Origin of the sequence: Pseudodonghicola sp. (genome assembly GCF_048268305.1) — a bacterium.
Classification (GTDB): Bacteria; Pseudomonadota; Alphaproteobacteria; order Rhodobacterales; family Rhodobacteraceae; genus Pseudodonghicola.
Genome location: NZ_JBLWVT010000013.1, coordinates 19,881 through 44,511 on the forward strand (window position 1 = coordinate 19,881; position 24,631 = coordinate 44,511).

Below are 24,631 nucleotides of genomic sequence, written 5' to 3' on the forward strand. Positions count from 1 at the left end.
TCATGCCGGATGGGCGCCCCATGAAGATCGTCAGTATAGGGCTGGCGGGCACGATGGGCTGGAAGGATCTTGGAGTGCATACCCTGCGCGAAGGTTTCCGGTTGCCGGTGGGAGGTCGGATGATCCGACGCGAACTCTGGGACATGATCGGCTTTCAGGCGCGGGAACAGGGGATCCACGGCATTCATTACGACGAGGGCCAGCACATCTGTCCGCGCAAGAGCGCCGGGGCGGTCGCCGGTGCGAACCGGTGGAGGCTGGTGATCGAGCTTCTGGTCGACGCTCGTCTCGAAGCAGTAACGGCGGGGGGTAAGATGCTCAGACCGCGGCATTTCTGCCGGGCGCCCATGGCGAAGACTGGTTTGCCTGATGGCTATTCGCCGTTCTCGGTTGAGGACTACGAGCCGCTCTTCAAGGGGGAGAAGATGGTCGAGCTTTGGGAAAAGCAAAAGGCGCTCGCGTGTCGATAGCGCATCCAGCTATCTTATCTCTCCGAAGCCCGCGCGAAAGCGCGGGCTTTTTGCTGCGCACAGAATTTGGGTCGCGCGCGGCGCTCCGCATGGAATTGGTTCAAATCGGCGCGGAATAGGTTCAAGATTTCACGCGGTCAAAATGCGTATTTTGTTTCAATGAATTAAGAGTGGTTCGTTTCGTTTTTTGGTCAAAGCAGCGCTCTTTTGCTCCAACGACGCAAAATCGCCCAAACAGACGCCTGCGCCACGGAATGGCTATCGCCGCGCCCGGTCGCGTCGCCTCGGCCTCCCCCCTTTTTCTGGCTGAAAATATCCTCGGGGGTGAATTGGCCCGAAGGGCCAAGAGGGGGCAGACAGCCCCCTCCCGCGCCAGGTCTCACGCCCTGCTCAGCCAGCAAAGCGGATCGGCAGGCTGAAGGTATAGCGCCCGTCGCTCAGCCCCTTGGGCGCAGAGGCGAAGCGGCCGGCGGCCTGGACTGCGGCAAGCGCGGCCTGGTCCAGTTCGCTGCGCCCCGAACTCTTGTGAATTGACACGCCCAGCAGCTCCCCGCTCGGCGCGACCGAGACGGTGAGGATCACGGTGCCGTCGCCTCCGCCACGGGGCACGCGCTTGCGTCGCTCGATACGGGCGCGGATCGAGGCGCCCCATCGGGTCTGCAGCGATTGCGCGCGGGAGGTCGACAGGGTTGAGGGCGCCGAAGACTGGGCGTCGCCCGCGTTCACGCCGCCACCGGTCCCGGCTGCGCGTTCGGCACGGGAGCTGGTCTGCGCAGCCGCGGGGGCCTTGGGTTTCGGTTCGACCTTGGCCACCTTGGGTTCCGGTTCGGGCTCAGGCTCCTGTTGCTGCACCGGCGGTTCGGGCGGTTGCGGCGCCTCGACGATCCGGTCGGGCGGGGTGGGGGCCGCAGGCATCGCCGGGGTCAGCTCGGGGCGGGCCGGCCGCTCGGGGCGCGGCAGAGCGGCCAGGGCCGGGGGCTCCGGCGCCGTCATCTGCGGCGGTTTTGGCGCGGTCAGGTCCAGATCGGCGGCGACCTCCGGCGGGCGTTCCCAATCCTCGACCATCGCCGCGATGTCGGCCGAGGAGGCCTCGGCCGACATCACCGCCTCGCCGCCATCCCCGGCAGAGGCGGCGCCCTCCTGGGGCAGGTGCAGGGCGGCGACGGCCAGATGCGCCGTCAGCGCGGCGGCAAGAAAGACGGTGGCGTTGATCAGCAGTCGCATCGCGGCCTCACTTCGGAACGGTGACAAGCTGGACATCGGCAAAGCCGATCTCCGCCAGCCGGGGCAGCAGGCTGGCGATCGCTTTGGCCGGCGCCTTGGCATCGGCTCGCAGCACCAGCGGCGGCAGGGTCATGCCGCTGCAGCCGCCATCGCCGCAAAGCGCGATCCGTGCCAGTTCCAGCGCCTGCAGCGCGGCCTCGTCCCCCTCCGCGTCGCGGAAGGCGAGGCTGCCCTCGGGGCCGAGGTAAAGCGTCAGAGCCGCCTTGGCCTGATCCTCGGAATTCGCCTGCGGCGGCTCCACCGGGATCGGTTCGGGCGGCGCGATCTCGGCGGTCATCAGGAAGAAGATCAACAGCAGGAAAACCACGTTGATCATCGGCACGATGCTTTCCATCGGCGCCTTGCGGGGGGGATCGGCAAAACTCATCATCGGATCACTCCACCAGCACCAGACGGGTAAAGCCGGCCCCGCGCAGCGCGTCCATCACCTCGACCAGCCGTTGCAGCGGCACCTCGTCACCGGGGCGTAGGACGATGACATCCTCGGGCGTCTCGGTCAGATCGCCAAGCCCGGCGATCACCGCCTCGGGATCCATCTCGCGGCCGTTCAGCTTCAGCCCGTCGGGCTCGATCTGCACCAGCCGCGGCGGCCCCTTGTATTCGGTCGCGGCACCGCCGGCGGCCTGCAGCGGGATCTGCATGTCGGTTCCGAAGCGCGAGGCCAGCATGAAGAAGACCAGCAGCAGAAACACCACGTCGATCATCGGCGTCAGCGACATGCGCCGGGGCGGGCGGGGATCGTCAAAGGTCATCGCGACTTACTCCGCCGCCAGCGCGTCGCGGGCCTCGTCCTCCAGCTTCGGCGCAAGGGCGCGGCGGCGTAGGAAGATGCGGGTGGCGATATCCTCGAGCTGACGGCGCAGCCGGTCGTTGACGCTTTCGAACCAGGTCAGCGCCATCGAGGCGGGGATCGCCACCGCCATGCCGGCGGCGGTGGTCAGCAGCGCCTCCCAGATCCCGCCGGCGAGCGTCGCGGGATCGGCGCGGGCGCCGGCCTCCTGCAGCGCCTGGAAGGCCGAGATCATGCCCAGCACGGTGCCCAGAAGCCCGAGCAGCGGCGCGATGGTGGCGATCAGCTCGAGCGCGCGTAACCCGGTGCGGCCCCGCGCCAGCAGCGCCTTGGCGACGCGCACGGTTTCCTGCTGCGCGGCGTCGTCGTCGAACTCGGGATTGGCATGGGCCTCCATCGCGGTGCGGGTCAGTTGGGCGCGGATGGTGCTGCGGCCCTTGAGCTGGGCAAGCGCCGCCGCGGCGTCGCCCCGGGCCCAGTCTTCCATCGCCTTATGCACGTGATGCGCGCCGTTCCAGGCGCCCAGCGTCAGCAGATCCCAGGCCTTCCACAGGATCAGCGCCAGGGTGATCACCGACAGCGCCGCGATGGCCCAGATCGACGGTCCACCGATGTTCAGGAAATCCAGAACAGAGGAGAGGGTATCGTTCAGAGACATGAATTCCATGGGCACCACCGTGACTCGGCCAGAAGTTTATGGCGCAAAACCGGGGGCTCCGCGCGCCTTTCTCCAGTTGCTAATAAAACTGACTTTTTTCGTCAACTAAAACCGTACCTCGGGGGCGACCCCGTCCGTGACGCTTTCCGGCGCCGCAGATGCTCCGGTTATGCAGCATTCGCGGCGGAATGTCGAAGGTGCGGGGCGCCGCGCGGCTCGGGGGCGCGCCAACCGCCGAGCCGCGGCGGGAGGCAATCGCGCGACCTGCGATCAAGGCTTTCGCAGGGGCGTTCGCGTCACACTTGCCCGCCCGCAGGTGGGGGCGCCCTTGTCGTGGCGCAGCACGATCGCGGCCTATGTCGATCATCCGCTGGCGCTGAAGGCGGGGCGGCTGCCCCGATCAGGTGATGACCGGGGCGGTACTGTCCGATCTTTCCGACACCGTGCCGACAGGGGCCGGGGGCGGTGGCTGATGCTGGCGCTTTGGCTCGCAACCTCCGTTGGTTTCAGGCCGTTTGGAATGCCGGGGTTAGTACCGAAACGCCCCGGGCCGCGCGCTGCGCCAGATCGGCATCCTCTCCGCTCAGCCGCTGACCCAGATGCGCCAGCGCCTGTTCCGCCCTCTGGGGTTTTTGCCGCAAGTTCTGCAGCCGCCCCAGCGCCGCCCGTGCCGCCCGGCGCTGGCTGTCGCTGCTGGCGGGGTCGGCTTCGATCTCGTGGCAGCGCATCGCCGCATGGCCCAGGTTCAGAAGCGCCAGGCTGGCGCCCATCGCCTCGACATTGGCGCGGGCGAAGCGTTCCGACAGCCGCACCAGCCGCAGCGTCCGGTGATAGAGCCGGGCGCGCCAGATCTCGCGATGGTTCAGCGCCGCGGGATCGGCGGCCAGATCGGAAAGATCGTGCAGCATGGCGTTCAGCAGGGTGTCGAGCCGTCGCCGCAGCCCAACCGGATAGACGATGCGATAGGCCATCATCGCCACCAGCGGCGCGGCGACCACCGCCGCCCCCATGGTGATCGAGGTGATCAAGCTTCCGGTCAGCGGAAAATGCGGCTGCAACAGCAGCAACATGACCATGTTGTAATCGAAGCTGGCGGCGACGGTGCGGCGGTGGCCGACCAGCAGGGTACCGAACAGGATGAAGGGCAGGGTCAGCACGATGAGCTGGAATTCGTTCTCGGCCAGTGGCCAGACCAGCCAGCGCGCCGCCAGGGCGCCGAGGACGCCATAGACCTGGCCAAGGGCGACGAAGCGCATGAACTGGGCGGGGTTTTCCATCGTCGACATCAGCGACAGCATGATCGACAGGCCCAGCATCATATAGCCGCCCATGCTCCAGCCGGTGATCAGCCAGAAGGCGCCGAACAGCCCCAGCCCGCCCATGGCGCGGATCATCGCCTCGCGGGCGCCGGTCCAGTCGCGGTGCAGCACGATCGGCAGCGCCGGTTCCGGCGTCAGCGGATCGGTGGGCCGCGCCCATTGCGCCAGCGCCGTTCCCAGCGCGGCCAGCGTATCGCGCAGCCCGGGGGCGGGGCCGAAGGCGGCGGCCTGGGTCGCCAAGGCAAGCGCGGCTTGCGTGCCGGCCAGATCGTCGGCCCTGAGGGCTTGCGCCGCGCCGCGCAGCCGCTCGGCGGTGATCTCATCCGCGGCGATATCGGCGCCGTTGCGTCGTCTCAGCAGCGCCGGGATTGCCGCGATCAGCAGGGCTCGTGTCGCGCGCACCTCGCGCCGCGAGCGGATCGAGCCGGCGGCATGGGGATCAAGCCCTTCTTCGATGGCGGCCAGGCGCGACAACAGATCGCGGTCACCGTCCTCGGTGATCGTGCCGGCGGGGGCGGCGGCGCGTTCGAGCAGGTCGGCCAGCAAGTCGCGCAGCCGCCGGCGCAGCCCGTTGGCATCGACCTTCGGAGAGAGCAGATAGCCGATCACCGCAGCGGTCAGAACCCCGGTCAGCACGGTGGCGAAGCGGTCGGCGCCAAGCGCGAAGACGTGATCGGGATGGGCGCTGTCCAAGAGCGAGACCATGGCGGCGGTATAGCCCGCCAGCACGGTGGAATAGGCGACAAAGCCGCGTTGCAGGTTGCCGAACCAGGTGCAGAGCCCGACCCAGAGCGTCAGCCCGATCACCAGGAACGACGGGTGGATCTGCATCGACAGCACCAGGAGCACGCCGACGATGGTGCCGCTGATGGTGCCGAGGATCCGGAACAGGCTTTTCTCCAGCAACTGGCCCCGGGTCGGTTGGGTCGCGGCCCAGACTGTCATCCCCGCCCATTGCGGGTGCTCCAGCCCCAGCATCCAGGCCAGCATGAAGGCCAGGCAGGCGGTGATCGCGGTGCGTCCGGCATAGAGCATGCGCGGGGTGTCAAAGCCGAGCTTGGCCAGCCAGGCGATCATTTCGCGTTCTCCTGTATCAAGATGTCGTTTGCCCGCGCGTCGATCGCCTTGAACCCTTGGACCATGGTGGCGATCTCCCCGTCGCTGAGGTCGGACAGAAGCGCGCGTTCGACGCAATAGAGCTGCGCCCGGATGCGGGCGACCTCGGCCTCGCCTGCCGGGGTCAGCAGGATGCGGCGGGCGCGACGGTCGTGGCTGTCCACCCGGCGTTCGATCAGCCCCTTGTTCTCGAGCAGGTCGAGCAGCCGCACCAGTGACGAGCCGTCAAGGCCGACGCGCATCGCCAGCTCGGTCTGGCTGATGTCGTCGCCGCTTTCCTTCAGGTGGATCAACGGGGTCCAGGTGGCATCAGTCAGCCCGGCCTTGGCCAGTTCGTGGTCAATCACCCGGCGCCAGCGGCGGGCCAGGGTGACGAAGAGAAAACCGAATCTGTCGCGGGGTGATGTCTGGGTCATTGGCTGCATGTGCTTTCAAATAATTTGGAATGCAAATTATTTTAGGGCGCCAGAGAATGCCATGGCCCGGGACATGGATTTTGCCTGGATTCTATGCAAAACGCGCGCCGCAGGGGGCGCGCGTCACAAGTTTCGGGTTGAAGTGGGGTTACAGGATACCGACCAGCCGTTCGCAGGCCTGGGCGATCTGGTCGGGCTCTCGGGCGACGCACATGCGGATCCAGCCCTTGAACTCGGCGCCGAACATGCCGCCGGGGGCGAGGCCGACGCTGGCCTCCTCGATCATCCGCAGGCAGGCGCGGTTGGCGTCCTCTTCCCCCTCGATGCGGAAGAAGGTGTACATGCCGCCGCCGGGCCTCTTCGGCAGCACCACCGAATTCGACCGGCCGAGCACGGCATAGGCCGCCTCCATCCCGCCCTTCACCCGGTCGCGGATCATCTCGACCGTCGGCTCGCCCTGCCGGATCGCGGCCAGCGCCCCGGCCTGGATCATCGCCGCGGTGCCCGAGTTCATGTATTGCGTCATCGCCCGGACCACGGGGGCGAGCGAGACGGGGTGATTGAGCCAGCCGATCCGCCAGCCAGTCATCGCCCAGGCCTTGGAAAAGCCGTTGATGCACATGGCGAGATCTTCCGGCTCTGCCACCTGCAACAGCGACGGCGCCGCACGGCCTTCGAAGACCAGCCGGGAATAGACCTCGTCCGAGATGATCCAGATGCCGGTCTTGCGGGAAAACTCGATCAGCGCGCGGTAGAGATCGAGATCGGCCATCCAGCCGCTCGGGTTCGAGGGGCTGGAGAGGATGATCGCCCGGGTGCGCGCGTCGCAGCTGTCGAACAGCCGGTCGAGGTCGAGCCTCCAGTCGTCGCCGACCATCTGGAGCGGCACCGGGCGCGCCTCGGCGCCGGCCATCTCGATCGCACGGCGGATGTTGGGCCATTGCGGTTCGACATAGACCGCGTTGTCGCCGGCCTGCAGCAGCAGGGTGCAGGCCAGATGCACCGCCTGCATGCCGCTGGGGGTGATGGTGGTGCGATCCTCGCCCAGTTCGACCCCATGCAGATCTGACTGATAGGCCGCCAGCGCCGCGGTCAGGGCCGGGTGGCCGGCCATCTGCGGCACATAGAAGGTCTGGCCCTGGTCCAGCGCATCCTTGGCCGCCTGGCGGATATACTCCGGCGTGACCACATCGCCTTCGCCATACCAAAGCGCGATCAGATCCGGCTTGCCTGCCGCGCGTTCGGCGAGGGTGGCGATATTGTCGGTCTCGAGGTCGATCAGAGGGCTGCGGATCGCGGCGAGGGCGGATGTCGGATCAAGGGCAAGGCGTTTCATGCGGGGCTCTTCAGTCGGGCGATGTCTGTTGGCCGCACTAGATCGTCAGAGCCGGACAAAGGCCAGCCCTTTCAAACGCGAAGCGCCGCGTCCCGAAGGGCGCGGCGCGACAGGGGGCGATCTAAGCGGGTTCAGCGCTGGGCAGAGATCAGCACCTGATCATCCGCCCCGATCAGCCGCAGCGTGCCGGCGGCGGGATCGACATCGAACCGTGCCACGGCGGCGAGCGCGTCGAGGAAGGCGCGTTCGCGGCTCATCACCTCGGGCGCGCAGGCCATCATCGTGTTCGCGGCCTGTCCGATCGAGATGCCCTCGCCGGTCAGGTTGAAGGCTGCGGTATAGCGGTTGCAGCCGGAACTGCCGGTGACGCGATCGCTGGCGCCGAAGGCCAGCGTCGGTCGCGGGGCATCGGCTGTTTCGGTGCCGGCGATCGTCTCGACCGTCCAGTCGGTGCCGCCCAGCAGGCTGAGGGGATCGCCGCCGCAGCCGGTCAGGGTTTGCGCCCCGCCGGTCAGGGTCAGGCTGTCGGGATAGGGCATGCCGGTGGCGCTGTCATGGCAGAGGCTTTCCCGCACCGCGATTTCCAGCGTCGGTTCCGCCAGGGTCAGCAGATAGGCGCCATCCCGGACCCGGATCGGCGGCAACGGTGCGCTGCGGCTCTGCTGGCCGTAATCGGTCAGCAGCGTGATCTGCCCGTCGCTGATGCTCAGGCTCCAGCCCGGTTCGTTGCCGGCGGCCGTATAGCGGGGCGACACCGGGGGAACCAGCGTGCAATCGGGTAGGTCCTGCCCCTTGATGCTGATCATCGCCTGATCGCCCTTGCTCCAGAAATAGGTGCTGGGGTCGCCCTCCGCCTCGTATTTCGCTCCGGAGGCGGCGATCGCCTCGATCAGCGGATAGCGTTGGTCGCCCAGTTCCATCACGGCGCGTTCGTCCTGAATGCCGATGCGGACATCCTGATCACCGCATTGGAAGGTGCTGGCGAAAAGCAGCGGGTCGACCCCGGCAAGTGCAACCGCCCCCAGATCCAGCGGGTCGTTCCCGGCAGCGATTTCGACCGGATCGCTGATCCAGCGCAGCCGGCCCTCGGTCAGGATGCCGGCCCGCAGCCGGGCGCGCAGCCCGGCGGGCAGGTCGACGGCGAAGGGCAGGGGAACCTGGCGGCCGGCGGTCAACCCTTCGGTCATGCCGAGCATCGCGTCCTGCCAGCCGCGCAGCTCGATCACCATCTGCGCGTCTTCCGGCAAGGCGATACGTTCGCGGTATTGCAGCGCGCCGGTGATCTCCCGGGTCTCCTGGGCGATGGCGAGGCTGGCGGGAAGGGTCAGCAGGGCGGCGAGGGAAGGCTTGAAAATATCACTAAGTTTCAATGTCGTGCTCTGAGTTGATCGGGGCGGCTTGGCCCGGACGATGCCATTCTGGCTTGCGGCAAGGCGGGGCGCAACCGGCCCTGTGGGCGGGGTGGCGATCTCTTGCCCATCCGCCCGGTGTCGCGCGTTCGGAAAAATGCCGCGGTGGCGGACCACCGCGGCATTGGGACTAAAGACATTGCTACTCAAATAGCGCGCAAAAACGGCACTTGGAAAAGTGATCACCGCGTCACTCACCCACGATGACCTGCTGAAATATCCCTCAGAGAGGTTTCAAAGAGGTGGGGACCTTCCCAAGGCAGACGGTCCGAGGGGGCCGAGTGCGCCTGAGCAAGCCAAATCGCCGAATTCGGCAGATTCGCAGACTAGCTTAGGAGGAAGAGGCCAGGCTGTCATACCTCAGATGGTGTATGGTGGCGACTTGCGCCAATTTTCTGGCGTTCTTTGACGGCATCAGACTGCGACAGTGGCACTGCGGCCGCTTTGCGCCGCCTCGATGATCCGGTCGATGATCAGTTCGTTGCGCTGATAGAAGATCAGCTCTCCCGCCTCGGTCACCGGTTCGACCCGGATCAGCGGGTTGCGGGTTTCGAGCTTGCGATAGGCGCGCTCGTCGAAGACGCCGTCCTCGGTGGGGGCCAGGAACAGCAGCGGCACCGTCAGATCGTCGATCATCTGATCGACCGGGGCGACGGCCAGTTGCAGATCGCGGACAAAGGCGGCGTGCCCCTGTTTCAGCAGATGTTCGCAGGCGTTGCGGATCAGGGTGACCATGTTGGGGTGACGGCAGGACTGCATGTCGAGAGGTCGGCTGCGATAGGCGCGATCGAGATACCAGTCGACCCCATATTGCCGCATCATCCGGTGCCCGGCCTTGGCCAGCAGTTCGACCAGCCAGGGCGCCCGCACCACCAGCCGCATCATGGTGCCCTGGATCAGTTGCAGCCGGTGGATGCCGCTGCGGTCGAGCACGCCGGTATAGCCGATCGCGATCAGGGACCTGAAGCGCGAGGGGTTGGCGTGCTGCTCTTCCAGCAGCGGGACAAAGCCGTTCGACATGCCGATCCCGACGCAGGGGCCGTCGACCTTGTGGTCGAGAAAGGCGCGCAGCGCCGCCAGATTGTCATCGCTCGGGCTCAGCGTGCTGTCGAGCGTGCTATTGCCAAACCCGGGCCGCGACAGGGCATAGAGCTTGACTCCGGCCGCGCGCAGCCGTGCCTCGCCCTCGCCGGGCAGGATATAGGCCATCGGAAACCCCCTGAGCAGCACCGCTGGCATGCCGTCCTCGGCCCCCATCCAGGTCCAGGCGACGACGCGGCCCCCGGGCAGGACGATCTGTTCCTCGCGTCCCAGCGGATCGTGCCAGACTTGGGATTCGCCGCGCCGGCCCACCACTTCGCGGCTGGCGATCATCGACAGCAGCCGCATCAGATCGACATTCGACGGGGCGCCGGTCTTGCCCATCAGCGATTTCATCTGGGTCCGCACCGTCAACAGCGACACTCCGCGGCCCCGGGCCACCGCCTCGAGATCGCGCAGCCGGAAGAACATCTGCGCCACCTCGGCCTCGGCCTGGCTCAGACCGAAGGCCTGGCGCAGCCGCGGGCCCACCGTCGGGCTCCAGTCGATCTCGAGCGAGCGCAGCGCGATGTAATAGTCGCTTTGGCCGCGCACCTTGATCAGATAGCCCTCGGCCAGGAAGGAATCGGTGGTGACGCCAGGTTTGCCCCCGGGGGTGATGGTCAGCACGGTCTGGGCGGTATTGCCCTGACCATTGGCCGCACGGCAGAGCATCGCATAGTCCTGGCGCGAGCGGGGGTCGATCACATCCGGGTCCAGAAAGGCGCCCTCCTGGACGTCGAAGGCGCCGGCGCCAGCGATATTGGCCATGGCCACCCGCCCGTTCGGCGCCAGCACGATGGCTGGCCCCGGCACGTCGAGGATCGCCTTTTTCAGCGGGTCGTTCTCGGCCGGGATGTCCAGCGTATCGAGCGCCTTATGCGCCAGCGCGAGCTGCCCGAAGAGCTGTCTGGAAATCCCGCGCCGCGCCATGCTGTTGTGCCCCACGGCGTTCAGCTTGGTGTTCCAGTTGGCGATCATCTCCTCGAAGGCCTCCTGATCGACGATCGCGCGATAGGTGCTGGCGACGATCTCAAGGTCGATCGGTTCCAGCGGCAGGGCGTCCTCTGTCGCAGGATCCTGAGGCATCTCCGGCGTGAGAAAGCGTTGATCGGCCGGGGGGCCGTCATGTCGCGGGGGGGTCATCCAGTTACCTTTCAAAAAGCGCGCAGGGGGCTGCGCTGCCATTGTGGCAAGGAACTCCCGCCGTAGGCAATCACGCAGTCTTGCACCAGGCGGCGAAACCGGGTAGCCCGACCGCCTTTCCCGGACAGGTGCGACATGCAGACCGATATTCTTGCCATCGACTTCGGAACCTCCAACTCCGCCGCCGCCGTGCTGCAGGACGGGGAGGTACGGCGCATCCCCATCGAGACGGGGGAGGAGACCCTGCCGACGGCGGTATTCTTCCCGCTGGGCGGCTCGGGGCGGATGCGGATCGGCTCCGCCGCCGCCGAGGCGCTGATCGACGGCGAGGAAGGCCGTTATATGCGGGCGCTGAAAAGCGTGCTGGGCACCGCGCTGCTGCATGAAAGCCGGCTGATCGGTGGCAAGCGCCGCACCGTCGCCGGGATCATCGCCGAATTTCTGACCGAGCTGCGCCAGCGGGCCGAGGCGGCGACCGGCCAGCGGTTCACCCGCGCGCTGTCGGGCCGGCCGGTGCATTTCCACAGCAACGATCCCGACCGCGATGCCCAGGCCGAGGCCGATCTGCGCGCCTGCTATCTGGCCGCCGGTTTCGAGGCGGTGGAGTTCCTGCCCGAACCCGAGGCCGCGGCGATCGCCTGTCAGGGGCTGGGGCGCGACAATGATCTGGGGCTGATCGTCGATATCGGCGGCGGCACCTCGGACTTCTCGGTGTTCCGCAATGCTGGCGCGCGGCCGGAGATCCTGGCCAGCCACGGCATCCGCCTGGGGGGCACCGATTTCGATCACGCGGTGTCGATGGCCCATGCGATGCCGGCCCTGGGTCTGGGCGGGCAGCTCAGGCGGGAACTTGGCAACGACCTGCTGCCGGTGCCGCGGGCGATCTATGTGGATCTGTCAACCTGGGCGAAAATCCCCTTTCTCTACACGCCGGAGACCCGCCGGATGGTGGCCGACATGCTGCGCATGGCGGTGGATGAAAGGTCGATGGGCCGGCTGCAGACCGTGCTGGAAGAGGAACTGGGGCATGAGCTGGCCTTTGCCGTCGAGGCCGGCAAGATTCAGGCCAACAATGGGGCCAACGCCGGGCAGATCGCCATGGGCTTCATCGCGCCGAAACTGTCGCGCCCGGTCAGCCCCGACAGTCTGAACGCGGCACTGGCCCCCTATCGCGCCCAGTTGTTCGAGGCGGCGGCAGAGACGCTGACCCTTGCGGGCGTGTCGCCGGATCAGATCGGCCGGGTCATCCTGGTCGGCGGGTCCAGTCTGATGCGGGTGGTCTCGGAAGAGGCCACGCGGCTTTGTCCGAAGGCGGAAATCCTGCGGTCCGAGGCCTTTACCGCGGTGGTCGACGGGTTGGCGCTGGCAACCGCCTAGGCGTCAGCGCAGAGCGGTTTGGCTTCGGCCTGCAATGCCGCGCAGGCCTCCCGCGGTGACAGCAGCACCAAGAGCCCGCGGCGGCCGGCGTTGATCGCCACCTCGGCCAGCTCCATTGCCTCGGCTTCGAACAGGATCGGCACCCGTTTGCGCTGGCCGAAGGGGCTGATGCCGCCGGTGTGATAGCCGGTCAGCTTCTCGGCCTTGTCGGGGGGCATCATGCTGGCCGACTTGCCGCCGAAACCGGCGGCGACCTTCTTCATCGACAGGCTGCGGTCGCCGGGAACCACGGTGCAGGCGGGCTTGCCGTCGACCTCGACCATCAGGGTCTTCAGCAATTGCCCGGCGGGCAGCCCCACCGCCTCGGCCGCTTGCAACGCCACCCGGTCGTGGCCGGGATGATAATCGTATTCGACCAGCCGGTGCGCCACCTTGGCCTTGGTCAGAAAGGCGGTGCCGGGGGTTCCCTTGCTCATTGTCCTTGTCTCTCCTCGGGCGGGCGATAGCCCATCTCGCCGTCGATCCAGCGCATCAGGACCGCGACGATATAGGCCTGTTCGTCGGGGCTCAATTCCCGACCGGGTTTCAGCCCGTGCCATTTCTGAAGGCAACCGCGGCAGCAGCAGCCGGTGGCATGCTGGGCGACAAAGACCGGATGGCCGCGCATCGGGGTCTGCTTGCCGTCGTTGCGGGGCAGGGCGGGGGCCAGACGCCGGGCGATGAAATCCTGCGCATGGGTGGCGATCACCCCGCGTCCCTTGGCATTGGCATAGTCGCGATCCCGCGCGCCCAGATGGAACCGGCTGCGAAAACGCGACCGGGCGAGGCGGGTGAAGAGATCGTCGTCGGGGATCATCGGCAGGGCTCCTGCCATCGGCATAACCGGCGGGCGCCCCGGGGAAAAGCCCCCGGGGCGCCCGCTGGGCGGTCAGCGCATCGCGCGTGCGGGGGAGAGCGCGGCAATCAGCGGCGAGGTTTCGCCGGCCATCGCCGCGGCCAGCAGTTCGGCCGTGACCGGGCCGAGGGTGAAGCCCTGGTGCCCGTGGCCGAAGTGGACCCAGAGGCCGGGGGTGCGGGGCAGTTCGCCCAGCAGCGGCAGCATGCCCGGCAGGCAGGGGCGGGTGCCGACCCAGGGGGTGGCCTCCACCGCCTCGCCCAGATCGAACATCTGCCGCGCCCGTGCCTCGGCCCGGGTGATCTGGCGGCGGTTGATCGGGGCCGTCATCGGCACCAGCTCGGCCCCGGTCGCCACCCGCAGCCCGGCGCGCATCGGCGACATCACCGAAGAAACGGTCATGTCCATCAGCGGCAGGTTCAGCGTGGGGGCGCCACGGAAATGCAGGTGATAGCCGCGCTTGCCGACCATCGGCACCAGGTAGCCGAAGCGCGCCAGCAGCGTTGGCGTCCAGGGGCCAAGCGCCAGCACCACGCGTTCGGCGGTGATCGGGCCGTCCGGGCCTGCGACCCGCCAGCCGGACCCGTCGGCGCTCAGGCTCTGGGCGTCGGCTTCGACGACCTCGCCGCCGCGCTGGGCGAACAGCCCGGCATAGGCGGTGACCAGCCCGCCGGGATCGCTGCAGGCCCAGCAGTCTTCCCACTGGATCGCCCCGGCATAGGATACCCGCAGCCCCGGTTCCGCCCGGGCCAGCTCGGCCCCGTCGAGCAACCGCAGCCCGCGGCCATAGTCGCGCGCCAGCCGTTCGGCATTGCGACTGTCGGCCTCAAGGCGCGCGGGATCGGCATAGGCCTGGCGGAAGCCATGCGGGCGCATCAAGTCGCCGGCGCCGGCGGCTTCGACCAGGGGTTCATGCGCGGCGATGGCGCGGCCGGTCAGCTGCGAATAGACGGCCGAGATCGCCCGGTGACGGGCCGGCAGCGAATTGCGCAGATAGCGCATCAGCGCTCCGAACTGATCGGCCACCCCGGCCGGGGTCACCCGCACCGCGTTCTTCGCCCCGAGCGCCAGGCTCAGAAGCTCAAGCGGTCGGGTCGGCAGGCCATAGGGTTCGGCTGCCTCGCCCTGAATCACCCCGGCATTGCCATAGCTCGTCTCGCGCCCGGGGGCGCGACGATCGGCGAGAACCACATCATGCCCGCGCGCCTGCAGGGCCAATGCCGTGGCGGTGCCGACCATGCCGGCGCCAAGGATCAGAACCTCAGCCATTTGGAGGAGCCTTTCTCAGGACAGATCGGCGATGACGGTGATTTCCACCTTGGCCTCGGGCAGGGCCAGCCCGGCGATCACGGTGGTGCGCACCGGCAGCGGATCGCCGAAGACTTCGCCATAGGCGCCGTTGAAGGCGGCGAAATCGGCCATGTCGGTCAGATAGCAGGTACAGCTCACCACCTTGTCCAGACCCAGCCCTTCGGCCTTGAGCGTCGCGGCGATGCGCGCCAGCGCCAGGCGGGTCTGATTGGCCGCGTCGCCGGTGACGCGCCCGTCGGCATCAAAGCCAAGCTCGCCGGAGAGATAGAGCGTATCGCCAAGGCGGCGAGTCTTGGAAAACGGCAGGGAAGGGACGGACACGGGAGGATTCCTTTCAGTCGCGGGAGGGGAGACCCGGCATCGACAACATAATTGATCACTGGATAATAACGCAACAATTATCCGGTGTTCAATATCTGCCTCAGCCGCCGGTCGTCCGCCTTCGGCTGCGTGCCGCCACCCCTTCGATCAGGCTGTCCACCAACATCTCGAAGCCGCTGTCGAGCGGGGTGTCCGATCCGTTCTTCCAGCGGGTGACGAAGGCGCGGTTGCGCATCTGCGGATAAAGCATGGTCAGATGCGGGTATTCCTCGGGCGAGAGCGCGTTCATTTTATCATCAAGGCTTTGTTCCCACTCCTCCTTGGAATCGGGCGCCGCGCCCAACTCCATCGTGGTGAAGCCCACTGCGCCGCCGACCAGCGCGTTGAAGGCGTCGATGGCATCCTGGCCTTCCAGCCCGCTTTGATAGAGCGCATCGAGGATGATCTCGACCCAGGGCGCGTTGGGGGCGCCGTTCGACCGCATCTGCGCCCCGATCATCGGCGCGATATGCGGGTGGGCATGCATCCGGGTGCGATAGCGACCCAGAAGATCGCGCAGCGTGTCGCGCCAATTCTCACTCACCTCGTCCTGCGCCATCAGGTTGGCCATCATGCCGCCGCAGATTTCGCTGAATAGATCCGATTTCGAACCGCCAATATGCCAGTAGATCGCGGCGGGGTAGACCTTGAGCCGCCGGCCAAGATCGCGAATCGAAAAATTCGCCAGCCCGGTTTCGTCGATCATCTGAATCGCCTCGGCGACGATCTTTTCCTTGGTCAGGCCGATGGCGGCGGCCCGCCCCAAAGGCTGTTTGGTCTTTTTCGCTCCGCCCATCTTTTCACCTCTTCGCCGCGTCACCCCTCGGTGGGAGGAACGCGATTTGAAATAATTCTCCACTGAGCAATTGATAGGTGAACTGTCGTTGATCACTGTACAATTAATCTGTGCGCAGACCCGGCCTCCGCAGAGACATGACCCAGGTGTTATAGCGGTTCGGAGACAAGAAACACAACGCGGGCCGCGGCCTGCCCACGGATAGGGCCGATCTCTTGCCCGTAGTCGTGATGACTCTCTATTTATATTGTGCTGCTGATCGGCGGCGCGGTCTTGTCCCATATCATCGGGACCGCCTCGGTCCTGTCGTTCATCGCGCTTGGCCGCGATCGCTTTCTGGCGGCGGCGCCGCAGCGCATCCTTGCCAACATCGACCTGTTCTCGCTGATGTCCATGCCGCTGTTTATCCTCGCCGGCGAGATCATGAACCGTGCGGGGGTGAGGCAGGCGTTGCTTGATCTCGCCTCGGCGATGATGGCGCGGCTGCGTGGCGGGCTTGGTCATGTGAACGTGCTGACATCGGTCTTCTTCGCGGGGATCTCGGGGTCGGCGGTGGCGGATGCGGCCTCGGTGTCGAACACGCTGGTGCCGGCGATGAGGAAGTCGGGCTATCCGATAGCCTATGCCTGCGCGATCACCGCCGCCTCCTCGGTGATCGGGCCGATCATCCCGCCGTCGATCACGCTGATCTTCTATGGCGCCCTGATGCAGACCTCGGTCACCGCGCTGTTCATCGCGGGGATCGTGCCGGGGTTGCTGATGGCCTTGGTGCTCTTCGCGCTCAACGCCTATATGGCGCGCCGTTACGATCACCCGCGTGGCGAAAGCGTGCCCTTCCGCGTGTTTCTGCGCCGGGTCTGGGTGGCGGCGCCGGCGATGCTGATCCCGGCGATCATCATGGGCGGCATCGTCTTCGGCATCATGACCCCGACCGAGGCCGCCGCCGTCGCCGTTCTCTGCGCCATCCTGGCCGGGGTGATCTATCGGCAGATGTCGTTCCGGGTGATCTATGACTCGCTCTATCGCACCGCCGTCATGTCGGGGTCGATCTTCATCCTGCTCGCCGCGGTGGCGATCTTCGGCTATCTCGCCGGGATCGAGCAATTGCCGCGGGCGATTTCCGGGGTGATCGAGAACCTCGGGCTGGATGGCTGGCGCTATCTGCTGCTGCTGAACATCATCTTCCTGGTCTTCGGCACCTTCCTTGACGTGCCGGTGGCGCTTTTCGTGCCGCTGCTGGTGCCCCCGGCGATCGAGATGGGGGTGGACCCGATCCATATGGGGATCGTGATCCTGGTGAACCTGATGCTGGGCATCGTCACCCCGCCGCTCGGCGCCGCGCTGCTGGTGGTCTCGACGGTGACCAAGGTGAATTACTGGACCATCGCCCGCGCCGTGCTGCCCTTCCTTGCCGTGCAGATCGCGCTGTTGATGGTGCTGACCTTCGTGCCGGCCCTGTCCACCGCGCTGCCCCGCGCCTTCGGTTACTGAGGAGACAGAGGATGAAACTTCTCGCCCGGATTTTTGAGGCGCTCTATGCCCTGACCCGCGCGGTCAACACCTGTGCCGGCGTCTTCGCCGTGGCCTGTTTCGGCGGTATGCTGGTCGTGGTGCTGCTGCAGGTGGTGGCCCGCTATGTCTTCGCCGCGCCGCCCTTCTGGACCGAGGAGCTGGCGCGCTGGCTGATGGTCTGGGGCGGCATGATGGGGGCGACGGTGGCCTTCCACACCCATACCGACCCCTCGCTGGTCACCCCGCGCCCGGACAGCCAGGCCCGCACCGCGATCCGTGCGGTGGCGCGGGCGGTGGCGGCCTGGGGCTTTTTCCTGCCGGTGCTGCTCTATTCCTATCCCTTCGTGATGCGGCAGATGGGCCGCACCTCGGAAGGGCTGGGGATTTCCACCGCCTTCATGTCGATGGCGCTGCCGGTGGCCTGCATCCTCATCTGCCTGCACGCCGTCTCGGGCCTCGGCGTCCTGTTTTCCGCCCGGGTTCGCGCCCGTGAGGCGGCGATCCTGACCGATATCATCACCGCCGAACCGGCATGATTTTCCAGAAAACCGAAATCCAACAGAGGATCCGCCAAATGACCCTTCGCCTGCCTATCGCAGCCACCCTTCTGGCCCTGGCGACCGCGCCGGTCTTCGCCCAGAGCGTGACCCTGGCCGAGGATACCGTTCCCGATCTGAAGAACTCGGGCACCGCGCTCTGGTCGCATACCTTCATCGAGGCCCTGAAGGCCGATGGCTGGGAGACCGAGGTTTTCCCCTATAACACCATCGGCGGAGAGGATGAGCGGCTGGACCAGATCCGGTCTGGCATCCTGGACGTGTCGATGTCGGACTATCGCGTCGCGGTCGAGTTCAATCCGGAAATGCGGGTGCCGCAGCTGCCCTATCAGTTCAAGAATGAGGCCCATTATGCCCGCTTCATGGAGAACTCGGGCTTCCTTGCGGATGTGAACAAGACGCTGGTGCCCGAGGGGTTCCAGGTGCTGTCGGCGATTCCGCTCGGGCCGTTTGGTGGGCTTTTCAACAATAAGCACGCGGTAAAGACCGCAGCCGACATGTCCGATCTGCGGATGCGGGCAATGGACACCATGCAGATGGATCTGTTCGCCTCCCTCGGCGCCTCGGGCGTGGTGGTGCCCTGGACCGAGGTGCCGAACGCGATCCAGACCGGGATCGCCGATGGCTATATCAACCCGGTTGGCGTGCCGGTGACCTTCGGGCAGGCCGATCTCTTCGACTATTTCACCGACTTCAAGGCGGCGCCGGGCGTGCGCCTGTCGATCGCCTCGATCACCTGGCTGGATGGGCTGTCGGACAAGGAGAAGGATCAGGTCAAGGCGGCGGCGAAGGCCGCGGATACGGCCGTCAAGGCCTGGCTGCCGGATGTCGACGAGCGTCAGAAGGCCGATGCCGTGGCCGCCGGCATCACCGTCTATGAGCCCACCGCAGAGGAGCTGGCGACCTTCGCCGCAGCCGCCGCGCCGCTGTCGGAAAAGGTCGACGGGGTTGCGCCGGACCGGCAGAAAGCCATTCTAGACGACATCAAGTCCTACGCCGAGTGATCGGTGGCCCCCTGCGGGGCCCCGCGCACTGATCATCGGCCGCGCCGGCCTTCGGCGCGCATAACCGTTTCCCCGGGGGCATGTTCGTCCCCGGGTTTCCCTTTCGGATCATCAGGAGCTGAAAAATGTCCGCACAATACGACATCGTCATCCGCAACGGCCGTGTCATGGATCCCGAAACCGGCCGGGACGAGGTGGCTGACGTCGCCATCAAGGGCGACACCATCGCCGCCATCGGTCAGGGGCTTGGTGCTGGCGAGCTGGAACTCGACGCCACCGGCAAGATCGTCTGCCCCGGCTTCATCGACCTGCATGGTCATGGCCAATCGATCCCGGCTGACCGCATGCAGGCCTTCGACGGTGTCACCACCTCGCTCGAACTCGAGGTCGGTGCGATGCCGGTCGGCCCCTGGTACGATCTGCAGGCCGAACGCGGCCGGGTGCTGAACTATGGCGCCGCCGCCGCCTGGATCATTGCCCGCATGGCGGTGATGACCGATTTCCCGCTGGAGGATTGTGTCGAACCGCTGTTGGCCATGGGCAATGCGGCCAAGGATCCCCGCTGGTCGACCGATGCGGCCACCAACGAACAGGCCCATGCGATCGCCGACATGGTCGCGGCGGAACTGGCCGACGGGGCGATCGGCGTCGGCATCCCCAACGGCTATGCGATGGGCACGGGGATCAAGGAATTGGTCTGGGTCTGCGACGCCGCCAAGGCCGCCAATTGCGCGACCTTCACCCACGTGGCCTTTGCCCGCAACACCGACCCGCAGTCCGCGGTCGAGGCCTATGTGCGCATCATCGGCCTGGCCGGGGCGACCGGTTGCGACATGCATATCTGCCACCTGAACTCGACCTCGCTTCTCGACATCGAACATGCGGTCACCGTGCTGAAGAAGGCGCAGGATCAGGGGCTGCCGGTCACGGTCGAGGCCTATCCCTATGGCACCGGCTCCACCGTCGCCTCGGCCTCCTTCCTGCGGGCGGAGAATTTCACCAATGTCACCGGCTCGCAATATTCGGATATCGAGACGGTGCGGAACCGCCGCCGCTTCACCTCGCGCGAGGATTTCCTCGAGGCGGGGGACGAGAATCCCTCGGAACTGATCATGTGGCACTTCCTCAATATCACCGAAAAGCCGGAGCATCAGGACCTGCTCGACATGTCGGTGACCTATCCGGGCGGCGCCATCGGCTCGGACGCGATGCCCTGGATCAAGCCCGATGGCTCGATCTATATCGGAGAGGAATGGCCGCTGCCCTCGGATGTCTCGGCGCACCCGCGCTCGGCCGGATGCTTCACCAAGTTCATCCGCGACTATGTGCACGACTGGGAACTGGTGCCGCTGATGGAGGGCATCGCCAAATGCACCATCATCCCGGCCGCGGTGATCGAGAAGGGCACGCCGCAGATCGCCCGCAAGGCGCGGCTGCAGGAGGGCATGGACGCCGATATCCTGGTCTTCGACCTCGACCGGCTGACCGACAAGTCCGACTTCTCGAACATGGTGCAACCCTCGGAAGGGGTGGAACACCTGCTGGTCAACGGCGCGCCGGTGATCCGCAACGGGCTGCTGGTCGAAGACGCGCGCCCCGGTCGCGCCATCCGGCGATGAGCCTGCCGGTTCTGGTCCTGACCGGCGCGCTTGGCGCCGGCAAGACCACGCTGATCAACCGGCTTCTGACCGGCGCCCACGGGCGCCGGATTGCCGCCATCGTCAACGACTTCGGGTCGATCAACATCGACGCCGAGCTGATCGCAGGGCAGACCGAGGAAATCCTCGGCCTGCGCAACGGCTGCATTTGCTGTTCGTTGCAGGGCGATCTGCTGCGCAGTCTCAAGACGCTGCTGGACCGCGACCCGCCGCCCGAGCTGATCGTGGTCGAGGCGAGCGGCGTGTCGGACCCGGCGGGGATCATCGAAACGCTCTATGATCCGCTGCTGTTCGGCCATGTGACGGTCGAGGCGGTGGTCTGTGTTGTCGACGCGCAGGCGATCACCGACGATGTGGCGGTGACCCGCGATCCCCTGTGGCAGGCGCAGGTGGCCGGGGCCGATCTGCTGGTCCTGTCCAAGGCCACCGGGCTGGGCGAGGCCGAGCGTCTGCGGCTGCGCGCGCTGCTGGCGGCGCAGGGCAAATCGCGGCTTTACGATCCCGACCGCGATGCCGAGGAACTGGAGCTTCTTCTGCTCGCGCCCGAGACGATGCAGAGCGATGCGGCGCAGCGGCTGGCCGGCGTGCCCCGCGCGGCGGTGACGGCGGATCGTTTCGCCACGCTGGAATGGACGCGGGAGGGGGCGCTGTCGATGCCGCGCTTTCAGGCGGCGATCCAGGCGCTGTCGCCGGGACTGTTGCGCGCCAAGGGGTTCATCGACAGTGCCGATCACCCGGGCACGCCGCTGCTGTTTCAACTGGTGGGGCGCCGCGCCACCGTCGAGCGGGCCGATCCCGCCACCGCGCCCGGCTGCCGGCTGGTGCTGATCGGTCGGGCTGCCGAGTTCGACCCGGAGAAGGCGCGCAGCCTGCTGGAGGACTGCTGAGCCGGCTGTTGGCGCGTCATCTCCGGGGGCGGCCTGCCGGGATTGCCGCGCGTGCCATAATACTGCCGCCTCCCGGCTTCGGGCGCCTGCATTGGGCCGGCCTAGTCAGTCAGCGCGGCGAGTGCTTTGGTCACCAGTTGCGTCTGGCGCTGTGACTGGGATTTGAACATCGCCGATTTGACCTGGCTGCGCACGGTATGCAGGCTGACGCGGCGGTGTTCGGCGATCTCTCGCAGCGAATGCCCTTTGGTGAGGGCAATAACGACCTCGGCTTCGGCGATCGTCAGACCCAGGGCGGTGCAGAGCTTGGGGCAGTCATTTGTCGCCAGATCATCCTGCTTGATCACCAGCAGCAGGCACAGCCCTTCCACCCCCTGCATCGCGAAGGGCCAGGCGGCGTCGACAAGATCGCGGTCCATCGGGTTCCCGCTCAGCCTGAAGCGCGGGCCGCCCGGGGTCGGGGCCCAGCTGGCGGTCGTGCTCACGGCATTGCCGCGGCTGAGCTGCCACAGCGCCTCGTCCAGCCAATGGTCAAGCATCGCCGACCGCATCGCGATCCTGCCGGTTGGGGTAAGCGCCAGAAGATTACCGTTTTCCAGCAGGCCAGCCGCTTCGTCGCTGACGAAGGCGAGGCGCTTGTCGGGGCGAACGATCAGGATTGCAGGGCTGGTCCCGCCCAATTTCATCTGCACCATGGTTCGGGTAAGTCGCCAGGCGCTTTGCAGCTGCGGCATCAGGATGCGCAAAAGGTCCAGCCAGTTGTCCCGAACCGCGGTCCCGGCGCAGCGCGGGAAATTGGCTCCGATCAGGAAGGTGCCCTCGGGCGATTTCGCAACGACGCTGCCGCCACCGAGGATCAGATCGTCTTGCGGTTTGATCCAGTCAGCATACCACTCTGTCCTGACCAACAGATCGTCGGGATACATCTGACGGGCATCCAAAACCGTCCCTTCGGGGTGGGCGATCCACCCCGGCGCCCATGGGTTTTTCTCGGCATAATAGGACAGGTAATGGTCAATGAAGGTGTCATCATAGCCGTGATAGACCGTGCCGATGGAGCTGTTATCGGCTGAAAACCCGAGAATATGGCCGTGAACCGGGCCAATAACGCTTGCCGCACGCGCAAGAAACGCGCGCCATTGCTTCGGATCATTTGCGGCCGCAGTCGTAATCGCCGACAGTTCGGCAATATCTCTCGGCTGAAACAGCATGCGTTTCGTTCCGGGCAGGTTCGGATTGGGCAGGTCACCGAAGGATACAGGGAACCTGCGGGGAAGCAACGCATCATTCCGTGTCGCCTCGGGGCGACCCCGGGGTGACACGGAAGCGTTGGCTCGTTCGGGACCCATTCGCGACCAAGCTGGTGAAAGCTGAACCTCTCGCCGGCAGTGTCTCATAGGGCGGGCAAGCGGCGGCAAGCCAACTCTCGGGCGCCGCCCGGGCGAAGCGGCTGGTTTCTGTCGTCCGAACGAAGAGATGGAGGCGTTCGATCCGTCCGGTCACTGCTGTGCTGCCGTGCTCCGGGCCTCGGCGGAGGGGCCTAGCAAGAGTGCGACTGTCGCGGTGATGGACACCGTTTTTGATGAGACATGCAAAACGACAGGCTAGAGGAGCCAAGTTTATTGCGAAAAATGCAATAATGAATGATGCATTTCGACTATTCTGCGGTTGGCGCAATGCGCCTAACTTCCTTGGTGACGAACCGACGCACCGAAGGGGCAGGATATGGTCACGGACATTACTGGTCTGCGCCACATCACCTTGATGGTGCGTGGATATGCACGAAAACAACGCCAACCCGCAGGGAGACCGAGAATGAGCGACATAGACATCACCCGCAGCGATACCGAGAGCAAGGCGCGCTATGCCGCCCGGGTCGAGGGTATTGCCGAGGAAGCCGAGTTGACCATTTCCAAGGTCACGCCGACGCTGATCATCGCCGATCACACCTATGTTCCCGACAGCATGCGGGGGCTTGGCGTGGCGCGGCTTCTGGCCGATCGTCTGATCGCGGACGCCCGCGCGGCGGGCCAGCGTATCGTGCCGCTCTGCCCCTATGTCCGGGCGCAGGCGATGAAGCATCGCGACGACTGGGCCGACGTCATCCAGTGGTGACGGACCGACCCGACCACCCCCAAACGACCAGGAGGATACCGACATGAGCTGGAACCCGACGCTTGATCCCGATTGCCCCGAGGCCGGCAAGCTCGACAGTATCGAGACGCTGATCATACCGCGCGCCCGCGATCTGGGCGGCTTCGAGGTGCGCCGGGCGCTGCCCTCGGCGCGGCGGCAGATGGTCGGGCCGTTCATCTTCTTCGACCAGATGGGCCCGGCTGAATTCATCACCGACGCCGGCATCGACGTGCGGCCGCACCCGCATATCGGGCTTGGCACGGTGACCTACCTCTATCAGGGAGAGTTCGAGCATCGCGACAGCATCGGCACCCATCAGATGATCTATCCCGGTGAGGTGAACTGGATGCTGGCGGGCCAGGGGGTGACCCATTCCGAACGCACCAGCGCCGAGACCCGCAAGGGTCCGAGCAGCCTGTTCGGCATCCAGACCTGGGTGGCGCTGCCCGAGGATCGCGAGGATATGGCCCCCGATTTCGAACATCACGGCAAGGAGGCGCTGCCGCATCTCGACTATGCCGGCGCCGAGGCGCGGCTGATCCTGGGCACCGGCTGGGGCGCGAAATCGCCGGTCACCATGCAAAGCGAGATCTTCTATGCCGATGTGACGCTTGCCCCCGGCGCCGCCTTTCCGCTGCCCGACGATCATGAGGATCGCGGGCTCTATATCACCTCGGGCGCCATCGAGATCGCCGGTGAAAGATACGAGGCCGGCCGCATGATGGTGTTCCGCCCCGGCGACCGGATCACCGTCAAGGCCGGACCCGAGGGGGCGCGGCTGATGGCGCTGGGGGGCGAGACGCTGAATGGTCCGCGCTATGTCTGGTGGAATTTCGTCTCCTCATCGCCCGAGAAGATCGAAGCAGCGAAGGCGGCCTGGAAGGCCGAGGATTTCTCGGGCGGGCCGTTCCACCTGCCGGTCGGCGATACCGAAGAATTCATTCCGATCACCCCCGACATGGACCGCATGAAGATCAAGCTCTGATCCCGGCCCGCCTGGCGAAAGCCGGGCGGGTTTGCGTTATGGCCCCCTCGGGGGATGCCCCGATCAGCCCGGGTGTCGGGGGGCAGCACCATCATCCTGTCCGGTGCTGGGGGGCTTTGGCAAATTCGG

General features: G+C 66.4%; 24 protein-coding genes. 9 read left to right on the forward strand and 15 right to left on the reverse strand.

Annotation, left to right across the window (positions count from 1 at the left end; genetic code table 11):
• Nucleotides 1–20 precede the first annotated feature (20 nt).
• The gene (locus ACN0V4_RS19800; protein ID WP_417679340.1) at nucleotides 21–470 is read left to right on the forward strand and encodes a hypothetical protein; all 450 of its coding nucleotides are present in this window, start codon (nucleotides 21–23) and stop codon (nucleotides 468–470) included.
• A gap of 390 nt (nucleotides 471–860) precedes the next feature.
• Here the strand turns inward: ACN0V4_RS19800 and ACN0V4_RS19805 are convergent, their stop codons facing one another.
• From ACN0V4_RS19805 to ACN0V4_RS19845, 9 genes are all read right to left on the reverse strand, one after another.
• Nucleotides 861–1,694 carry a TonB family protein gene (locus ACN0V4_RS19805; protein WP_417679342.1) on the reverse strand — a complete coding sequence of 278 codons (834 nt, stop codon included), beginning with the start codon at nucleotides 1,692–1,694 and terminating at the stop codon, nucleotides 861–863.
• Nucleotides 1,695–1,701: 7 nt separating this feature from the next.
• Complete coding sequence (locus ACN0V4_RS19810) at nucleotides 1,702–2,121, reverse strand: ExbD/TolR family protein (protein WP_417679343.1); 420 nt, start codon at nucleotides 2,119–2,121, stop codon at nucleotides 1,702–1,704.
• Nucleotides 2,122–2,128: 7 nt separating this feature from the next.
• Complete coding sequence (locus tag ACN0V4_RS19815) at nucleotides 2,129–2,506, reverse strand: ExbD/TolR family protein (protein WP_417679345.1); 378 nt, start codon at nucleotides 2,504–2,506, stop codon at nucleotides 2,129–2,131.
• A 6-nt stretch (nucleotides 2,507–2,512) separates the two neighbouring features.
• Nucleotides 2,513–3,211 carry a MotA/TolQ/ExbB proton channel family protein gene (locus ACN0V4_RS19820; protein WP_417679347.1) on the reverse strand — a complete coding sequence of 233 codons (699 nt, stop codon included), beginning with the start codon at nucleotides 3,209–3,211 and terminating at the stop codon, nucleotides 2,513–2,515.
• A gap of 497 nt (nucleotides 3,212–3,708) precedes the next feature.
• Nucleotides 3,709–5,598: an FUSC family protein gene (locus ACN0V4_RS19825; RefSeq protein ID WP_417679349.1), complete on the reverse strand. Its 1,890-nt coding sequence runs from the start codon at nucleotides 5,596–5,598 to the stop codon at nucleotides 3,709–3,711.
• Nucleotides 5,595–6,053 (reverse strand): MarR family winged helix-turn-helix transcriptional regulator, encoded by a 459-nt coding sequence (locus ACN0V4_RS19830; RefSeq protein ID WP_417679351.1) that lies wholly within the window; start codon nucleotides 6,051–6,053, stop codon nucleotides 5,595–5,597. Before ACN0V4_RS19830 ends, ACN0V4_RS19825 begins: the two co-directional genes overlap by 4 nt.
• Before the next feature lie 148 nt (nucleotides 6,054–6,201).
• The gene (locus tag ACN0V4_RS19835) at nucleotides 6,202–7,389 is read right to left on the reverse strand and encodes a pyridoxal phosphate-dependent aminotransferase (protein ID WP_417679352.1); all 1,188 of its coding nucleotides are present in this window, start codon (nucleotides 7,387–7,389) and stop codon (nucleotides 6,202–6,204) included.
• Between the two features lie 131 nt (nucleotides 7,390–7,520).
• Complete coding sequence (locus ACN0V4_RS19840) at nucleotides 7,521–8,759, reverse strand: META domain-containing protein (RefSeq protein ID WP_417679354.1); 1,239 nt, start codon at nucleotides 8,757–8,759, stop codon at nucleotides 7,521–7,523.
• A 453-nt stretch (nucleotides 8,760–9,212) separates the two neighbouring features.
• On the reverse strand, nucleotides 9,213–11,024 hold the full coding sequence (locus ACN0V4_RS19845; RefSeq protein ID WP_417679356.1) for an alpha/beta hydrolase: 1,812 nt from the start codon (nucleotides 11,022–11,024) through the stop codon (nucleotides 9,213–9,215).
• Between the two features lie 135 nt (nucleotides 11,025–11,159).
• Between ACN0V4_RS19845 and ACN0V4_RS19850 the strand changes: the two genes are divergently transcribed.
• A complete protein-coding gene (locus ACN0V4_RS19850) occupies nucleotides 11,160–12,401 on the forward strand; it encodes an Hsp70 family protein (RefSeq protein WP_417679358.1) in 1,242 nt (413 codons plus the stop codon).
• Here ACN0V4_RS19850 and ACN0V4_RS19855 read toward each other — a convergent pair.
• The 5 genes from ACN0V4_RS19855 to ACN0V4_RS19875 form a co-directional block, all read right to left on the reverse strand.
• Nucleotides 12,398–12,877 (reverse strand): aminoacyl-tRNA deacylase, encoded by a 480-nt coding sequence (locus tag ACN0V4_RS19855; RefSeq protein WP_417679360.1) that lies wholly within the window; start codon nucleotides 12,875–12,877, stop codon nucleotides 12,398–12,400. The genes ACN0V4_RS19850 and ACN0V4_RS19855 overlap by 4 nt on opposite strands.
• Nucleotides 12,874–13,257: a DUF4186 domain-containing protein gene (locus ACN0V4_RS19860; protein WP_417679362.1), complete on the reverse strand. Its 384-nt coding sequence runs from the start codon at nucleotides 13,255–13,257 to the stop codon at nucleotides 12,874–12,876. Before ACN0V4_RS19860 ends, ACN0V4_RS19855 begins: the two co-directional genes overlap by 4 nt.
• A gap of 72 nt (nucleotides 13,258–13,329) precedes the next feature.
• A complete protein-coding gene (locus tag ACN0V4_RS19865; protein WP_417679364.1) occupies nucleotides 13,330–14,565 on the reverse strand; it encodes an NAD(P)/FAD-dependent oxidoreductase in 1,236 nt (411 codons plus the stop codon).
• A 15-nt stretch (nucleotides 14,566–14,580) separates the two neighbouring features.
• Complete coding sequence (locus ACN0V4_RS19870; protein ID WP_417679366.1) at nucleotides 14,581–14,928, reverse strand: RidA family protein; 348 nt, start codon at nucleotides 14,926–14,928, stop codon at nucleotides 14,581–14,583.
• A 100-nt stretch (nucleotides 14,929–15,028) separates the two neighbouring features.
• Nucleotides 15,029–15,763, reverse strand: coding sequence for a TetR/AcrR family transcriptional regulator (locus tag ACN0V4_RS19875; RefSeq protein ID WP_417679368.1), 735 nt, complete (start codon nucleotides 15,761–15,763; stop codon nucleotides 15,029–15,031).
• 249 nt (nucleotides 15,764–16,012) lie between these two features.
• Between ACN0V4_RS19875 and ACN0V4_RS19880 the strand changes: the two genes are divergently transcribed.
• From ACN0V4_RS19880 to ACN0V4_RS19900, 5 genes are all read left to right on the forward strand, one after another.
• Nucleotides 16,013–17,254 (forward strand): TRAP transporter large permease, encoded by a 1,242-nt coding sequence (locus ACN0V4_RS19880; RefSeq protein WP_417679370.1) that lies wholly within the window; start codon nucleotides 16,013–16,015, stop codon nucleotides 17,252–17,254.
• Nucleotides 17,255–17,265: 11 nt separating this feature from the next.
• Nucleotides 17,266–17,811: a TRAP transporter small permease gene (locus tag ACN0V4_RS19885; RefSeq protein ID WP_417679372.1), complete on the forward strand. Its 546-nt coding sequence runs from the start codon at nucleotides 17,266–17,268 to the stop codon at nucleotides 17,809–17,811.
• 38 nt (nucleotides 17,812–17,849) lie between these two features.
• Nucleotides 17,850–18,836 carry a TRAP transporter substrate-binding protein DctP gene (gene dctP, locus ACN0V4_RS19890; RefSeq protein ID WP_417679374.1) on the forward strand — a complete coding sequence of 329 codons (987 nt, stop codon included), beginning with the start codon at nucleotides 17,850–17,852 and terminating at the stop codon, nucleotides 18,834–18,836.
• Nucleotides 18,837–18,961: 125 nt separating this feature from the next.
• On the forward strand, nucleotides 18,962–20,455 hold the full coding sequence (locus ACN0V4_RS19895; protein ID WP_417679376.1) for an amidohydrolase family protein: 1,494 nt from the start codon (nucleotides 18,962–18,964) through the stop codon (nucleotides 20,453–20,455).
• Nucleotides 20,452–21,381: a CobW family GTP-binding protein gene (locus ACN0V4_RS19900; RefSeq protein ID WP_417679378.1), complete on the forward strand. Its 930-nt coding sequence runs from the start codon at nucleotides 20,452–20,454 to the stop codon at nucleotides 21,379–21,381. Before ACN0V4_RS19895 ends, ACN0V4_RS19900 begins: the two co-directional genes overlap by 4 nt.
• 101 nt (nucleotides 21,382–21,482) lie before the next feature.
• Here the strand turns inward: ACN0V4_RS19900 and ACN0V4_RS19905 are convergent, their stop codons facing one another.
• Complete coding sequence (locus tag ACN0V4_RS19905) at nucleotides 21,483–22,592, reverse strand: helix-turn-helix transcriptional regulator (RefSeq protein ID WP_417679380.1); 1,110 nt, start codon at nucleotides 22,590–22,592, stop codon at nucleotides 21,483–21,485.
• Nucleotides 22,593–23,196: 604 nt separating this feature from the next.
• Between ACN0V4_RS19905 and ACN0V4_RS19910 the strand changes: the two genes are divergently transcribed.
• Together ACN0V4_RS19910 and ACN0V4_RS19915 are read left to right on the forward strand one after the other, a co-directional pair.
• A complete protein-coding gene (locus tag ACN0V4_RS19910; protein WP_417679382.1) occupies nucleotides 23,197–23,496 on the forward strand; it encodes a GNAT family N-acetyltransferase in 300 nt (99 codons plus the stop codon).
• A gap of 43 nt (nucleotides 23,497–23,539) precedes the next feature.
• Entirely contained in the window at nucleotides 23,540–24,502 is a 963-nt protein-coding gene (locus ACN0V4_RS19915) for a pirin family protein (RefSeq protein WP_417679384.1), read from the forward strand.
• The last annotated feature ends 129 nt before the right edge of the window (nucleotides 24,503–24,631 follow it).

Bases quoted from the DNA above. Each gene is read 5' to 3' on its own strand.
- ACN0V4_RS19830 (WP_417679351.1), bottom strand. From the start codon at position 6,053: ATGACCCAGACATCACCCCGCGACAGATTCGGTTTTCTCTTCGTCACC.
- ACN0V4_RS19905 (WP_417679380.1), bottom strand. From the start codon at position 22,592: ATGCTGTTTCAGCCGAGAGATATTGCCGAACTGTCGGCGATTACGACT.
- ACN0V4_RS19915 (WP_417679384.1), top strand. From the start codon at position 23,540: ATGAGCTGGAACCCGACGCTTGATCCCGATTGCCCCGAGGCCGGCAAG.
- ACN0V4_RS19805 (WP_417679342.1), bottom strand. From the start codon at position 1,694: ATGCGACTGCTGATCAACGCCACCGTCTTTCTTGCCGCCGCGCTGACG.
- ACN0V4_RS19850 (WP_417679358.1), top strand. From the start codon at position 11,160: ATGCAGACCGATATTCTTGCCATCGACTTCGGAACCTCCAACTCCGCC.
- ACN0V4_RS19900 (WP_417679378.1), top strand. From the start codon at position 20,452: ATGAGCCTGCCGGTTCTGGTCCTGACCGGCGCGCTTGGCGCCGGCAAG.
- ACN0V4_RS19885 (WP_417679372.1), top strand. From the start codon at position 17,266: ATGAAACTTCTCGCCCGGATTTTTGAGGCGCTCTATGCCCTGACCCGC.
- ACN0V4_RS19910 (WP_417679382.1), top strand. From the start codon at position 23,197: ATGAGCGACATAGACATCACCCGCAGCGATACCGAGAGCAAGGCGCGC.
- ACN0V4_RS19810 (WP_417679343.1), bottom strand. From the start codon at position 2,121: ATGAGTTTTGCCGATCCCCCCCGCAAGGCGCCGATGGAAAGCATCGTG.
- ACN0V4_RS19895 (WP_417679376.1), top strand. From the start codon at position 18,962: ATGTCCGCACAATACGACATCGTCATCCGCAACGGCCGTGTCATGGAT.
- ACN0V4_RS19875 (WP_417679368.1), bottom strand. From the start codon at position 15,763: ATGGGCGGAGCGAAAAAGACCAAACAGCCTTTGGGGCGGGCCGCCGCC.
- ACN0V4_RS19815 (WP_417679345.1), bottom strand. From the start codon at position 2,506: ATGACCTTTGACGATCCCCGCCCGCCCCGGCGCATGTCGCTGACGCCG.
- dctP (WP_417679374.1), top strand. From the start codon at position 17,850: ATGACCCTTCGCCTGCCTATCGCAGCCACCCTTCTGGCCCTGGCGACC.
- ACN0V4_RS19860 (WP_417679362.1), bottom strand. From the start codon at position 13,257: ATGATCCCCGACGACGATCTCTTCACCCGCCTCGCCCGGTCGCGTTTT.
- ACN0V4_RS19865 (WP_417679364.1), bottom strand. From the start codon at position 14,565: ATGGCTGAGGTTCTGATCCTTGGCGCCGGCATGGTCGGCACCGCCACG.
- ACN0V4_RS19825 (WP_417679349.1), bottom strand. From the start codon at position 5,598: ATGATCGCCTGGCTGGCCAAGCTCGGCTTTGACACCCCGCGCATGCTC.
- ACN0V4_RS19835 (WP_417679352.1), bottom strand. From the start codon at position 7,389: ATGAAACGCCTTGCCCTTGATCCGACATCCGCCCTCGCCGCGATCCGC.
- ACN0V4_RS19845 (WP_417679356.1), bottom strand. From the start codon at position 11,024: ATGACCCCCCCGCGACATGACGGCCCCCCGGCCGATCAACGCTTTCTC.
- ACN0V4_RS19800 (WP_417679340.1), top strand. From the start codon at position 21: ATGAAGATCGTCAGTATAGGGCTGGCGGGCACGATGGGCTGGAAGGAT.
- ACN0V4_RS19855 (WP_417679360.1), bottom strand. From the start codon at position 12,877: ATGAGCAAGGGAACCCCCGGCACCGCCTTTCTGACCAAGGCCAAGGTG.
- ACN0V4_RS19820 (WP_417679347.1), bottom strand. From the start codon at position 3,211: ATGGAATTCATGTCTCTGAACGATACCCTCTCCTCTGTTCTGGATTTC.